This window comes from Pseudomonas peli (assembly GCF_050563605.1).
GTDB classification, from domain to species: domain Bacteria; phylum Pseudomonadota; class Gammaproteobacteria; order Pseudomonadales; family Pseudomonadaceae; genus Aquipseudomonas; species Aquipseudomonas peli_A.
Genome location: NZ_JBNXUH010000018.1, coordinates 1 through 14,295, shown reverse-complemented (window position 1 = coordinate 14,295; position 14,295 = coordinate 1). Strand labels below are relative to the sequence as shown.

Sequence of the window (14,295 nt, the reverse complement as noted above, 5' to 3'; positions counted from 1 at the left end):
GTTACCGATGGACGTCACTTCCACCCTGAGCCTGGGCGATCCGCTGGAGCCCGCACGCAAGGCCACTGCCGAGATGCTGCAAACGCGCGAGCGCACCTTCTCGCTGCCGCAGCCGTTCTACAACGATGAGCGGTTGTTCAAGATCGATATGCAGGAGATCTTCCACAAGGAGTGGCTGATCGCCGGCATGACCTGCGAGATCTCGGCCAAGGGCAACTACCTCACCCTGCAGATTGGCGACAACCCGATCATGGTGATTCGCGGCGCCGATGGCGTGGTGCATGCCTTCCATAACGTCTGCCGCCACCGCGGCTCGCGCCTGTGCACCAGCGACAAGGGCAAGGTGGCCAAACTGGTGTGCCCGTACCACCAGTGGACTTACGAGCTGGACGGTCGCCTGCTGTTCGCCGGCAGCGAAATGGGCGCGGATTTCGACCTCAAGGACTACAGCCTGAAACCGGTCAACTGCAAGGTCGCGGGCGGCTACATCTTTATCTCCCTGGCGGAGAACCCGCCGGCCATCGACGACTTCCTCAGCACCCTGGCTCACTACATGGAGCCCTACGACATGGAAAACACCAAGGTGGCGGTGCAGACCACCTTGATGGAAAAGGCCAACTGGAAGCTGGTACTGGAGAACAACCGCGAGTGCTACCACTGCAACGGTTCACACCCGGAACTGCTGAATACCCTGCTGGAATGGGATGACGTCACCGACCCGCGCGCCACCCAGGCGTTCAAGGATCAGGTCAGCGAATGCACCACCCGCTGGGACAAGGACAACATCCCCTACGCCCACGCCAGCTTTGGCCTGCGTAACCGCATCGTGCGTATGCCGCTGCTCAAGGGCACCGTGTCGATGACCATGGACGGCAAGCCGGGCTGCAAGAAACTGATGGGCCGCATCACCGACCCGGACCTGGGCTCGATGCGCATCCTCCATCTGCCGCATTCGTGGAACCACTGCATGGGCGATCACCTGATCGTCTTCACCGTGTGGCCGATCAGCGCCCAGGAAACCATGGTCACCACCAAATGGCTGGTGCACAAGGATGCCGTGGAAGGCGTCGACTACGATGTGGCGCGCTTGCGTCAGGTATGGGACGCCACCAACGATCAGGACCGCCGTCTGGCCGAAGAGAACCAGCGCGGTATCAACTCCACCGCCTACCAGCCCGGCCCATATTCGAAGACCTACGAGTTCGGCGTGGTCAACTTTATCGACTGGTACAGCGAGCGCGTACTGAACAACCTCGGCGCGGCGCCAGCGCCGTACCTGCGCCAGGTCGGCGCGGAGTAAGGCTCTGCATATGTCTCTTGGTCTGTGGCTTCTGCTCGGCCTGACCGCCTACGGTCTGCTGGCCGCTCGCCGCAGGCCAGCTACCGCTGCAACACACTGAGACCCTCCTCAAGGGTCACCTTGGCCCCTGCCGGATACCCCCGGGCAGGGGCTTTTTTTGCGCCATTTTTTGATTACGCAGCCTTAGCGTCCCAGCGCCGTGGTCAGCCAGGTGCACAGGTGTTGATACAGGCGATCCACCTCGGCCACCCGCCCCAGCCCGCGCAGGCAACCGTGCACCAGGCCCAGCCCCGGCTCGAAGACCACCGGCACGCCATCGAGTGCCAGGCGTTCGGCGTAGTGGGCGGCGTCATCCCGTAGAGGATCGAACTCGGCGGCGGCGACAAAGGCCGGGGCCAGGCCGACGAAGTCAGGGGCCGCCAGCGGCAATGCCAGCGGGTTTTGTCGTTGCTCGGGGTCTGCTAGATAACTATCCAGACAGGCCTGCAGCTCAGCATGGGTCAGCAAGGGTGCATCGGCGCAGTGCTGGTGCGAAGGCAAGGGCCGCGCACTCAGTACCGGATAGATCAGCGCCTGCGCGCAAGGTTGCTGCTGCCCCGTCGCCCGCAAGGCCAGGCACAGGGCCACCGCAAGGTTGCCACCAGCGCTGTCGCCGGCCACGGCCAGCCGCGCCTGCTCCAGGGGTACATCGAGCAGACCGTCGCGCAGCGCTTGCCAGACGGTCAGGCAGTCTTCCAAGGCGGCGGGAAAAGGCTGCTCGGGTGCCAGCCGATACGCCACGGCAACCACCACTATCCCAAGCTGCTGCGCCAGATAGGCACAGATAAAGTCGTGGGAATCGAGGTCACCGAGCATCCAGCCGCCACCATGCAGGTACAGCAGGCAGGGCCAACCAGCAGCGGGTGCTGGCTGGTCTGGCAGATAGCGGCGCACCGCAACCCCGGCAAGCTGCAGGTCATTGATCGTCAACCCGGCTGGGCGCGGCGGGCTGAACGCCCGGCACAATGCCCCATAGGCGGCGCGTTGCGTCGCCAGCGAGTTGTCCGCTGCGCCGAACCTTTGGCTCTCGGCCACGAAGGCGGCCATCTGCGCAGACAGGGGATAAGGCTCAGGCATTGGCTCTCCATCGCGGAAATTGTTTTAGCGCTGCAGCACGCGGATTCGCGACAGTAGTTCGTCGCGGTCGACATAGCAGCCCTGAAAATGCCGCGCGCCGCTGGCCGGATCGAACTCGCGGCGCGCATGCAGAACCCTGCGATTGTCGAAGCACCACAACTGGCCAGCCTCAAGCCGACGCTGCAGGCGAAAGCGCGGCTCGCGAGTCATGCCGATAAAACGCCGGTAGGCGCGATACAGCGCTGGCATCTGTTCGGCCGGCACATCGAAGGGGCCACGGAGAAAGTTGGCCATGCGCACCTCGCTAACCCGCCCCTCTGCGTCCAGGGCGATAATTGGCGCCAGGCAGCGGTAGTCGCTGCTGCGGCTCTTGTTGCGGAACTCGACGGCGCTGGCACACAGGGTGCGGAAGTCGTCCGGGGTCTCTTGCTGCAGCGCCTCGGCAATGGCGAAACCGTCGACGAAGATGCTTTCGCCGCCCTGGGCGTCGTTGACCAGGCAGTGCAGAAATTGCAACCCAGGCTGCAACTCACGGGTCGGCAGGTCGGTGTGCAGCGGCAGGTTGAAGGCGGTGTAGGCATTGCTGTCGGCATCGACCTTGGAACGCACATCGAACAGCACACCGAAATTGCTCTCGCGAATAAACGAGATGCGCTGCGCGACCCGTTGCAGGGCACCCGCAGTGGTGGGTACGCCGGTCAGCTGGGTCAGGCCGAAATCGCGCACGGCCAGCAGCCAGCGCAGCAGGCTGGGGTCATCCTCGATTACTGTCTGATAGTCGAATTGCGCCAGTTGCTCGGCCATCTCCGCGCCCCATAGCCGGCTCTGCGGGTGTTGCGCGCGGCGTTCGGCACGCGAGGCATCGTCGTAGGCATGGGCGCGCAACCAGCCAGGCTGATAACGGCTGTGGTGACCGTCATGCCAGTCGATCAGTAGCTGGCCCTGCTCGTCGATACAGGCGTGCGGTGGCAGCAGCGTTTCGGGCACATCGACGATTTCCAGTAGTTGTTCGCGAGTCACGTCGTACACGCAGTGGCTGCAGGCGCAGTTATCGCGCAGCCACTGATGATGAAAGGGGCTGATGCGTCCATCGCGCCAGAGCAGATCAAGGCGGTCGGCGGCGGGGTGCAGGCCGACCAAATCGACGCTGCTCGGATAGCTGCGCCAATCGGCGATAAAGGCGGGTGCGGCGGGCAAATCCACAGCGGTCATAACGATCTCCTGGCGCGACGTGTTGGATAGGGTTGTTGGGTTGCGAGCAACTGTTCGGCTGCGTTAGGCCCTGGCGGGCGGCAGAGCGATCAGGCAGCCGACGCAGGCCGGTTGCGGCAGATCGCGCTGGGCCTCAGCGAGGGCCTGCACTCGCTCCAGCACCTGCGGGTCGAAGGGCGCAGAGCGCGTGCTGGCGCTGTCGATGTTCATCAGCATTTGCTCGCTCTGCGCCAGGCTGGTGGCCGCACCTGGGCGGCGCAGATCGTGGTGGATATGCAGGCGCTTGGCGTCATGGGCCAGCAACTGGGTATGCACCTCGACCGCAGCGCCTTGTTTGACCTCGGCCAGGTAGTTGAGGTGGCACTCCAGGGTGTAGAGGGTGTGGCCGCTGCGCGCCCGGCCGGCTTCGTCCAGGCCCAGCTGATCCATCAGCGCATCGGTGGCATGGCTGAAAATCAGCAGGTAGAAGGCATCGCGCAAGTGGCCGTTGTAGTCGACCCACTCGGGCAGGACGCTGGTGCGGTAGGGCGTAAGCATGGCGGCGCAACCTCTGGGCAGGCGTGATATTTCGGTGTAGGAACGGGCCTGAACTTACTCGGCGAAGTCGAAACCGTGCTTGCGCTTGGTTTCTCCGATCGCACCGAGTACCGCCAGCAGGCAGTCGTCGCGGTAACGCTCCAGTTCCTCCAGGCTGCGGCTGCCTTGCTGTTCGGCAGTGCCTTCGACCACCGCGTCGATCAGCCCCTCGGTCAGCTCGGGTGCCTGCAGGTAGGTCCAGGGCAGTTTTAGCGCCGGGCCGAACTGGGCCATAAAGTGGCGCATGCCGGCCGGGCCGCCGGCCAGGGTGTAGGTGAGAAAGCTGCCCATAAATGACCAGCGCAGGCCGGCTCCGAAACGAATCGCGTCGTCGATCTCGCCGGTAGTCGCCACGCCGTCGTTAACCAGGTGCAGCGCCTCACGCCACAACGCTTCGAGCAGGCGGTCGGCGATAAAGCCCGGCACCTCCTTGCGCACATGCAGCGGGCGCATGCCCAGCGACTGATAGACCTGGATCGCTGCCTGCACCGCTTCCGGCGCGGTGTGCTGGCCGCCTACGACCTCCACCAGTGGCAATAGGTAGACCGGGTTAAATGGGTGGCCGACCACGCAGCGCTCGGGCCGCGTGGCATCGGCATAAAACTCGCTGGGCAGCAGCCCCGAGGTACTGGAGGCGATCAGCACATCCGGCCGCGCCGCCACGCTGATTCTGGCGTGCAGCTCGCACTTGAGTTCGAGGCGCTCCGGCGCACTCTCCTGAATAAAGTCGGCGTCACGTACGCACTCGTCGATGCTGTCGACAAAGCGCAGGCGCTGCGGTGAAGCTCCAGGGGCGAGGCCCTGTTTCTGCAAGGCTGGCCAGGCGTTGGCGATACGCGTGCGTAGCGCTGCCTCGGCGCAGGGAGCCGGGTCCCAGGCGATCACATCGAGGCCGCGGGCCAGGGCGCGAGCGATCCAGCCGGCGCCGATCACGCCGGTGCCGAGGGCGGCGAAGGTTTTCAATTCAGTGACAAAGGGCATGGCAGTTCCTGTCGCCCGGTATGCCCGGGCTTGGCAATTCGATCTGTCCCGGATTGCATCCGGGCTAGGGTTTATGGGTTTTTGTAGGCGCAATGCTTTAGCCGCGGCGCTTGAGCTTCATCTTTTCCCGTCCCTCGGCCGGGCTTAGGGCACGGCCGCCGAGGCGTTCGATAATCTCGATGGCGCGCTCGACCAATTGGCCATTGCTGGCGTGTACACCACGGTCCAGCCAGATGTTGTCCTCCAGGCCAACCCGCACGTTGCCGCCCAGCAGCATGGCCTGGGCGACCATTGGCATCTGCGACCGGCCGATGCCGAAGCCGGCCCAGGTGATGCCCGGCGGCAGGTTGTCGGCCATGGCTTTCATGGTTGTGGTGTCGGCCGGCGCGCCCCAGGGAATGCCCAGGCACAGCTGGATCAGCGGGTCTTCCAGCAGGCCTTCATTGATCAGCTGCTTGGCAAACCACAGGTGGCCGGTGTCGAAGATCTCCAGCTCGGCCTTGACCCCCAGTTCGGTGATGCGCTTGGCGCCGGCACGCAGCTGGGCGGGGGTGGACACGTAGATAAAATCGCCGTCGCCGAAATTCAGGGTGCCGCAGTCCAGGGTGCAGATTTCCGGCAGCAGCTCCTCGACATGGGCCAGGCGCGTCAGCGGTCCGACCAGGTCGGTGCCGATGCCGAACTCCAGGGGCTGTTCGCCGCGACCGATCTCCAGGTCGCCGCCCATGCCGGCGGTAAGGTTGATGATCACGTCGGTGTCGCTCTCGCGGATGCGCTCGACCAGCTCGCGGTACAGCGCCACATCGCGGCTCGGCTTGCCAGTCTGCGGGTCGCGCACATGGCAGTGGGCGACGGTGGCACCTGCCTTGGCAGCTTCGATGGCGGCGGCGGCAATCTGCTTGGGCGTGACCGGGATGGCCGGGTGCCGGCCGACGGTGTCGCCGGCACCGGTCACCGCACAGGTGACGATGACTTCATGATTCATGGCTGTTGCATCCTTCTTTGGGACGAACGGAGGTCGTGCGCCGGGTGGCGCACCTATCACTCCAATGGGCTGGGTTACTGGAGTACGGCGAGAACGCTGTCGGCGCCGCTGCGGCCATCGACGGTGGTGACGCCATTGAGGAAGCGGCGTAGCTCCTGCGGGTTGTCCTTGAGCCACTTACGCGCTACTGCCTTGGCGTCTTCGCGGGCCATGATCGGCTCCATCAACTGGCTCTCCTGCTCGGCAGTAAAGGCCAGATTGGTCAGCAGGCGGTTGACGTTGGGGCAGCGCTCGGCATAGTTCGGCGCGGTTACGGTAGACACCGACGCGGCGCCCTCGTTGGCCCCGAACACGTCCTCACTGCCGGTCAGGTAGGTCATCTGCAGCTGAATATTCATCGGGTGCGGCTTCCAGCCGACGAACACAATCGGCTCCTTACGCGCGTTGGCCCGGCCGACCGCCGCGAGCATCGCTGCCTCGCTGGATTCGATCATTTTGAAACCACCTAGGCCGAACTGGTTGCTGTCGATCATCTTCTGGATAGTGCTGTTGGCCCCGGTCCCCGGCTCGATGCCGTAGATCTTGCCGCCCAGTTGCTCCTTGAACTTGGCGATATCGGCAAAGGTGCGCAGGCCTTGCTCGGCGGCGTAGCTGGGCACCGCCAGGGTGGTGATGGCGTTCTTCAGGCTGGGTTCGGCGAACACCTTGACCTGGCCCTTGTCGAGGAAGGGCTGGATATTGCTGTCCATTGCCGGCTTCCAGTAACCGAGGAAGAAATCGATCTGCTGCTTGTCGATGCCGGAGAAGATGATCTGCTGCGAAGCGGTGATCTGCTTGGTCTGGTAACCCAGGCCCTCAAGCAGGGTTGCCGCGACCGCACTGGTGGCGACTACATCGGTCCAGCCGACCACGCCGATGCGGGTCTGCTGGCAACTGGCGTCCTCGGCGGCCAGCAGCGAGGAACTGAACACACTGAGCACACAGCAACCGGCGAATACTTTGAGCGCTTTCATCGATTAGACCCTCCAACCAGTACGGTTATAGCTTTTATTTTGTAGAGAGGCTCGCGGCCTCTGGTTGTCGGGTTTCACTGCCCGATGGAGGCAGATTACGCAGCGTTTGCGCAGGCAAAACGCACTAAAACGACTACCTGTTGAATTGAAACGACCACCTTGCTTGCCATGCTCGCGCCGATACCTTTTAGTAAAAGGCTGACAGCCAGTGTCCCAGCGGAATGACCTGCATGCCCCAGACCCTGTGGTTTCTCCTGCTTCCCGGCTTTTCCATGATGGGGCTGATGGCCGCTATCGAGCCGTTGCGCGTAGCCAATCGTTTTCGCGGCGAGCTGTACCGCTGGCGCTTGCTCAGCGCGGACGGCACGGCGGTGGCGGCCAGCAATGGCATGTCGCTGAACGTCGATGGCGCCCTGCAGTTGCCGGCTGCGGGTGACCAGCTGTTCGTGGTCGCCGGCTTCGAACCGCTGGCGACCTTCGACCCGCGCCTGTCGCACTGGCTGCACCGCGCCGAACATGAAGGTGCGTTGCTCGGCGGTATCGACACCGGCAGTTTTATTCTGGCCGAGGCCGGGCTGTTCGCCAGGCAGCGGCTGACCCTGCACTGGGAGGCCATCGAAGCCTTTCGCGAGCGCTACCCGCGCCTGACGGTGACTCAGGAACTGTTCGAGGTCGACGGCCGGCGCATCACCAGCGCCGGCGGCACTGCCAGCCTCGATCTGATGCTGACCCTGATCGGCCGCGAACATGGCGAGGAGCTGGCGCTGGCAGTGTCCGAGCAGTTCGTGCTCGGCCGCATCCGTTCGCGCCAGGACCACCAGCGCATGCAGATCGCCAGCCGCTATGACGTGCACAACAAGAAGCTGGTGCAGGTGATCGGCGAGATGCAGCGCCACAGCGAACAGCCGCTCAGCTCCCAGGCTCTGGCCGAACTGATCAAGGTGACGCCGCGTCAGCTGGAGCGATTGTTCCGCCATCATCTGCGCGAAACCCCATCCAGCTTTTACCTCGCCCTGCGCCTGGACAAGGCCCGCCAATTGCTGCGTCAGACCGACATGAACGTGCTGGAAGTTGGCCTGGCCTGTGGCTTCGAGTCCTCCTCGTACTTCTCCCGCTGCTACCGCGCGCGCTTCGCCACCTGCCCCAGCCAGGACCGCCACGAGCACCCAACGGCCACCGCCTGAGTTGCCCCGTCAGGCGGCATATCTGCCCGCGACCCGGCTTTGACGCTTTCGGCAATACCCCGGTCGTTTTTGCACCGGGTCGCCCGAGCCCCCAGGGATATGCTCAGTCCAAAGCGCCAACAACGGGTTTGGCGACACCGCTAAAAGGGGACTGCCTGATGAGCCCAGCCGAATTACACGCCGACAGCATCGTCATTGACGGGCTGATCATCGCCAAGTGGAACCGCGAACTGTTCGAAGACATGCGCAAAGGCGGCCTGACGGCGGCCAACTGCACCGTGTCGGTGTGGGAAGGCTTCCAGGCGACGGTGAACAACATCGCCGCCAGCCAGAAGCTGATCCGTGAGAACAGTGATCTGGTGATGCCGGTGCGCAGCACCGCCGACATCCGTAAGGCTAAAGAGCAGGGCAAGACCGGCATCCTCTTCGGTTTCCAGAACGCCCATGCGTTCGAAGATCAGATCGGTTACGTCGAGGTGTTCAAGCAGCTCGGCGTGGGCATTGTGCAGATGTGCTACAACACCCAGAACCTGGTCGGCACAGGCTGCTACGAGCGTGACGGCGGGCTGTCCGGCTTCGGCCGCGAGATCGTCGCCGAGATGAACCGCGTCGGCATCATGTGCGACCTCTCGCATGTGGGTTCGAAGACTTCCGAGGAAGTCATCCTCGAATCGAAAAAGCCGGTCACCTATTCCCATTGCCTGCCGTCGGGGCTGAAAGAGCACCCGCGCAACAAGTCCGATGCCGAGCTGAAATTTATCGCCGACCACGGCGGTTTTGTCGGCGTGACCATGTTTGCGCCCTTCCTGGCCAAAGGGATCGACTCGACCATCGATGACTACGCCGAAGCCATCGAATACGTGATGAACATCGTTGGTGAAGACGCCATCGGCATTGGCACCGATTTCACCCAGGGCCATGGCCAGGACTTCTTCGAATACCTGACCCACGACAAGGGCTACGCCCGCCGCCTGACCAGCTTCGGCAAGATCATCAACCCGCTGGGCATCCGCACCGTCGGCGAATTCCCCAACCTCACCGAGACCCTGCTCAAACGCGGCCACAGCGAACGCGTGGTGCGCAAGATCATGGGCGAGAACTGGGTGCGCGTACTGGCAGACGTCTGGGGCGAGTGATGAATACCTCCGGAGCCTACTGCGCCCACCGATAGCTGCGTCGCGTCCTCGCGACAAGCTCGCCGTACATGCGTACTGCTCTCGCTTGTCGCTGCGGGTCTCCTTGCTCTCGGCGTGCTCGCTACGGCTCCACAGGCATTCATCGGCACCTTTCAAATACGCAAGACAACGAATTCTGGAGCACTGAAAACATGGCCACCCACGCACCCGAAATGCCTATTCAGGTCGACGACGAAACCGGCGTCTGGACCACTGACGCACTGCCGATGCTCTATGTGCCGCGGCATTTCTTCGTCAACAACCACATCGGTATCGAAGAGGTACTGGGCGCTGAGGCCTATGCCGAGATTCTCTACAAGGCCGGCTACAAGTCTGCCTGGCACTGGTGCGAGAAAGAGGCCGAATGCCACGGCCTGTCCGGCGTGGCGGTGTTCGAGCACTACATGAAGCGCCTGTCGCAACGCGGCTGGGGGCTGTTCGAGATTGAAGCCATCGACCTGGCCGCCGGCACCTGCTCGGTACGCCTCAAACACTCGGCCTTTGTCTACGTCTACGGCAAGTGCGGGCGCAAGGTCGACTACATGTTCACCGGCTGGTTTGCCGGCGCCATGGACCAGATTCTTCAGGCCCAGGGCAGCGCGCTGCGCACCATGGCCGAGCAGGTCTATGGCGGTTCCGAAGAGGGCCACGACGATGGCCTGTTTATCGTCAAGCCGCGCTAAGTCGAGGATCGAGTCATGGCTTTCGAAGCAATGTTCCAGCCGATCCAGATCGGCAAGCTGACTATTCGTAACCGCATCGTGTCCACCGCGCACGCCGAGGTCATGGCCACCGACGGCGGCATGACCACCGAGCGTTACGTCAAGTACTACGAAGAGAAGGCCAAGGGTGGCGTCGGTCTGGCCATCTGCGGCGGCTCGTCGGTGGTCTCCATCGACAGCCCGCACGGCTGGTGGAGTTCGGTGAACCTGTCCACCGACCGCATCATCCCGCACTTTCAGAATCTAGCGGATGCCATGCATAAGCATGGTGCCAAGATCATGATCCAGATTACCCACATGGGCCGCCGCTCACGCTGGGATGGTTTCGACTGGCCGACCCTGATGTCGCCGTCCGGTATCCGCGAGCCGGTACACCGTGCCACCTGCAAGACCATCGAGCCGGAGGAAATGTGGCGCGTCATCGGTGACTTCGCCAAGGCAGCGGCTCGGGCCAAAGCCGGCGGCCTCGACGGCGTAGAGCTGTCTGCCGTACACCAGCACATGATCGATCAGTTCTGGTCGCCTCGGGTGAACAAGCGCACTGACGAATGGGGCGGCACCTTTGAAGGCCGGATGAAGTTCGGCCTGGAAGTGATCAAAGCGGTGCGCGCCGAGGTCGGTCCCGATTTCTGCGTGGGCCTGCGTATCTCCGGTGACGAGTTCCACCCGGACGGCCTCTCTCACGAGGACATGAAGCAGATCGCCGCCTATTACGATGCCACCGGCCTGATCGACTTTATCGGCGTGGTTGGCTCTGGTGCCGACACCCACAACACCCTGGCCAACGTCATCCCGAATATGAGTTACCCGCCGGAGCCGTTCCTACACCTGGCGGCCGGGATCAAGGAAGTGGTCAAGGTGCCGGTGCTGCACGCGCAGAACATCAAGGACCCGAACCAGGCCACGCGCATTCTCGAAGGCGGCTATGTCGACATGGTCGGCATGACCCGCGCGCACATCGCTGACCCGCACCTGATCGCCAAGATCAAGATGGGCCAGGTCGACCAGATCAAGCAGTGCGTCGGTGCCAACTACTGCATCGACCGCCAGTACCAGGGCCTCGACGTGCTGTGCATCCAGAACGCCGCGACCAGCCGCGAATACATGGGCCTGCCGCATATCATCGAAAAAACCAGCGGGCCTAAGCGCAAGGTGGTGATTGTTGGCGGTGGTCCGGCCGGGATGGAGGCCGCGCGCGTGGCTGCCGAGCGTGGCCACGATGTGACCCTGTTCGAGAAGAAAGACAGCCTCGGCGGGCAAATCACTTTAGCCGCCAAGGCACCGCAGCGCGACCAGATGGCCGGCATTACCCGCTGGTTCCAGCTGGAGTTGGCCCGCCTGAATATCGACCTACGCTTGGGTACTGGTGCTGATGAAGCGAGCATCCTCGACCTGCGCCCAGACATCGTTGTGCTGGCCAACGGCGGTCATCCGTTTATCGAGCAAAACGAACATTGGGGCGCCGCTGAAGGCCTGGTGGTCAGCAGTTGGGACGTCCTCGATGGCACCGTTGCACCGGGCAATAACGTGCTGGTGTACGACACCATTTGCGAATTTGGCGGTATGTCGGTGGCCGACTTTATCGCCGAAAAGGGCGCCAAGGTGGAGATCGTCACCGACGACATCAAGCCGGGTGTGGCCATGGGCGGCACCACGTTCCCGACTTACTACCGCAGCATGTACCCGAAAGAAGTGATCATGACCGGCGACATGATGCTGGAGAAGGTCTACCGCGAAGGCGACAAGCTGGTGGCGGTGCTGGAGAACGAATACACCGGCGCGAAAGAAGAGCGCGTGGTCGATCAGGTGGTGGTGGAAAACGGCGTGCGCCCCGACGAGCGCCTGTACTACGCCCTCAAGGAAGGCTCGCGTAACAAGGGCCAAATCGACGTGGAAGCGCTGTTCGCGATCAAGCCGCAGCCGTGTTTATCCGAGGCGGGCGACGGTTATCTGCTGTTCCGCATCGGCGACTGCGTGGCCCAGCGCAACACCCATGCGGCGATCTACGACGCGCTGCGGTTGTGCAAGGATTTCTGAGCCCAGCACAACATCGATGGTTTGACCCGGTCTAGCTCCCTCTCCCTCTTGGGGAGAGGGCTGGGGTGAGGGGAGCGGTCTCACAGGCCAGCCCCTCACCCTAACCCTCTCCCCGGAGGGGAGAGGGGACTGAAATGCATCATCCCCTGACATTGGCGGTGGGAGCCTCACATGTTGAACACCCTACTCCCCATCCTGCTTTTCGCCGCCCTGGCCCTTGCGGTTATTGGCGCGGCGAAGCGCTTTCTGATGTGGCGCCGTGGCCGTCCGGCTCAGGTCGATTGGCTGGGCGGGCTGCTGGCCATGCCGCGCCGTTATATGGTCGACCTGCACCATGTGGTGGCCCGCGATAAATACATCGCTAACACCCACGTGGCCACGGCGGGAGGTTTTGTTCTGGCCGCTGTGCTGGCGATTCTGGTGCACGGGTTTGGCCTGCAGAGTCGCATCCTCGGCTTCGCCCTGTTAGGTGCCACCGCGTTGATGTTTGTCGGCGCATTGTTTGTCGCCAAACGCCGTCTCGACCCGCCGTCACGGCTGTCGAAAGGCCCGTGGATGCGCCTGCCGAAAAGCCTGCTGATGTTCGCCGGCAGTTTCTTTATCGCTACTTTGCCAGTGGCCGGCGTTCTGCCCGCGGACTTTGGCGGCTGGGTACTGGCGCTGCTGCTGACCGTCGGCGTGGCCTGGGGTGTGTCCGAGCTGTTCTTCGGCATGACCTGGGGTGGGCCGATGAAGCACGCCTTCGCCGGCGCGCTGCACCTGGCCTGGCACCGCCGTAGCGAGCGTTTCGGCGGCGGCCGTTCGACCGGGCTGAAGGCCTTGAATCTGAATGATCCGAAAGCCCCGCTGGGCGTGGAAAAACCCACGGATTTCACCTGGAACCAGCTGCTCGGCTTCGATGCCTGTGTGCAGTGCGGCAAGTGCGAAGCAGCCTGCCCGGCCTTCGCCGCCGGCCAGCCGCTGAACCCGAAGAAGCTGATTCAAGACATGGTGGTCGGCCTGGCCGGCGGCACCGATGCCAAGTTTGCCGGCAGTTCCTATCCGGGCAAGGCCATCGGCGAACATAGCGGCGGCCCCCATCTGCCGATCGTCAATCTGAATGGCAAGGCCCTGGTCGATGCCGAAACGCTGTGGTCCTGCACCACCTGCCGCGCCTGCGTCGAGGAGTGCCCGATGATGATCGAGCACGTCGATGCCATCGTCGATATGCGCCGCCATCTGACTCTGGAAAAAGGCGCGACGCCTAACAAGGGTGCCGAGGTGCTGGACAACCTGATCGCCACCGATAACCCCGGCGGTTTCAACCCGGGTGGCCGGCTGAACTGGGCGGCGGATCTCAACCTGCCGCTGATGAGCGATAAGCAGAACGTCGATGTGCTGTTCTGGGTCGGTGATGGCGCCTTCGATATGCGTAACCAGCGCACCCTGCGCGCATTCGTCAAAGTGCTGAAAGCGGCCAAGGTCGACTTCGCCGTGCTTGGCCTGGAGGAGCGCGACAGCGGCGACGTGGCCCGGCGTTTGGGCGATGAAGCGACCTTCCAGCTGCTGGCCAAGCGCAATATCGCCACCCTGGCCAAGTACCAGTTCAAGCGCATCGTCACCTGTGACCCGCACAGTTTCCATGTGCTGAAAAACGAATACGGTGAGCTGGGCGGCCGTTACCAGGTGCTGCACCACAGCACTTATATGGATGAACTGATCACCGGTCAGAAACTTAACCTCGGCACCCACAAGGGCGGCTCGGTCACCTACCACGACCCGTGCTACCTGGGTCGCTACAACGGTGAGTACGAAGCGCCGCGCAATGTGCTGAATGCCATCGGCATCGAGGTGAAGGAAATGCAGCGTTCGGGCTTCCGCTCCCGTTGCTGCGGCGGTGGCGGCGGGGCGCCGATCACCGATATTCCTGGCAAGCAGCGCATCCCCGATATGCGCATGGTCGATATCAAGGAGACCGGKGCCGAGCTGGTGGCCGTGGGGTGTCCGCAGTGCAC

12 protein-coding genes are annotated in these 14,295 nt (G+C 63.2%); 6 read left to right on the top strand and 6 right to left on the bottom strand.

Annotated elements, in window-relative coordinates; all coding sequences use genetic code 11:
- The first annotated feature begins 7 nt into the window (after positions 1-7).
- Complete coding sequence (gene gbcA / locus ACQ4LH_RS17645; protein WP_430698411.1) at positions 8-1,300, top strand: glycine-betaine demethylase subunit GbcA; 1,293 nt, start codon at positions 8-10, stop codon at positions 1,298-1,300.
- A 183-nt stretch (positions 1,301-1,483) separates the two neighbouring features.
- Here gbcA and ACQ4LH_RS17640 read toward each other — a convergent pair whose 3' ends face one another.
- The 6 genes from ACQ4LH_RS17640 to choX form a co-directional block, all read right to left on the bottom strand.
- Positions 1,484-2,416, bottom strand: a complete 933-nt coding sequence (locus ACQ4LH_RS17640; RefSeq protein ID WP_430698410.1) for an alpha/beta hydrolase — start codon at positions 2,414-2,416, stop codon at positions 1,484-1,486.
- Between the two features lie 24 nt (positions 2,417-2,440).
- Positions 2,441-3,628 (bottom strand): gamma-butyrobetaine dioxygenase, encoded by a 1,188-nt coding sequence (locus ACQ4LH_RS17635; RefSeq protein WP_430698409.1) that lies wholly within the window; start codon positions 3,626-3,628, stop codon positions 2,441-2,443.
- Between the two features lie 63 nt (positions 3,629-3,691).
- The gene (locus ACQ4LH_RS17630) at positions 3,692-4,165 is read right to left on the bottom strand and encodes a thioesterase family protein (protein ID WP_430698408.1); all 474 of its coding nucleotides are present in this window, start codon (positions 4,163-4,165) and stop codon (positions 3,692-3,694) included.
- Positions 4,166-4,219: 54 nt separating this feature from the next.
- Entirely contained in the window at positions 4,220-5,185 is a 966-nt protein-coding gene (locus ACQ4LH_RS17625) for an L-carnitine dehydrogenase (protein ID WP_430698407.1), read from the bottom strand.
- A 97-nt stretch (positions 5,186-5,282) separates the two neighbouring features.
- Positions 5,283-6,170, bottom strand: a complete 888-nt coding sequence (locus ACQ4LH_RS17620) for a 3-keto-5-aminohexanoate cleavage protein (RefSeq protein ID WP_430698406.1) — start codon at positions 6,168-6,170, stop codon at positions 5,283-5,285.
- A gap of 74 nt (positions 6,171-6,244) precedes the next feature.
- On the bottom strand, positions 6,245-7,183 hold the full coding sequence (choX, locus tag ACQ4LH_RS17615) for a choline ABC transporter substrate-binding protein (RefSeq protein ID WP_430698405.1): 939 nt from the start codon (positions 7,181-7,183) through the stop codon (positions 6,245-6,247).
- 230 nt (positions 7,184-7,413) lie between these two features.
- On the opposite strand from choX, the gene ACQ4LH_RS17610 reads away from it, so the two are divergent.
- From ACQ4LH_RS17610 to dgcB, 5 genes are all read left to right on the top strand, one after another.
- Positions 7,414-8,367, top strand: a complete 954-nt coding sequence (locus tag ACQ4LH_RS17610; RefSeq protein WP_430698404.1) for a GlxA family transcriptional regulator — start codon at positions 7,414-7,416, stop codon at positions 8,365-8,367.
- Between the two features lie 158 nt (positions 8,368-8,525).
- On the top strand, positions 8,526-9,503 hold the full coding sequence (locus tag ACQ4LH_RS17605; protein WP_430698403.1) for a dipeptidase: 978 nt from the start codon (positions 8,526-8,528) through the stop codon (positions 9,501-9,503).
- A gap of 191 nt (positions 9,504-9,694) precedes the next feature.
- Positions 9,695-10,225 (top strand): DUF5943 domain-containing protein, encoded by a 531-nt coding sequence (locus ACQ4LH_RS17600; protein WP_430698402.1) that lies wholly within the window; start codon positions 9,695-9,697, stop codon positions 10,223-10,225.
- 15 nt (positions 10,226-10,240) lie between these two features.
- Positions 10,241-12,301: a dimethylglycine demethylation protein DgcA gene (dgcA, locus tag ACQ4LH_RS17595; RefSeq protein ID WP_289238536.1), complete on the top strand. Its 2,061-nt coding sequence runs from the start codon at positions 10,241-10,243 to the stop codon at positions 12,299-12,301.
- Positions 12,302-12,472: 171 nt separating this feature from the next.
- Positions 12,473-14,295: dimethylglycine demethylation protein DgcB (dgcB, locus tag ACQ4LH_RS17590; protein ID WP_430698401.1), on the top strand; the 1,823-nt coding region annotated here is incomplete at its 3' end.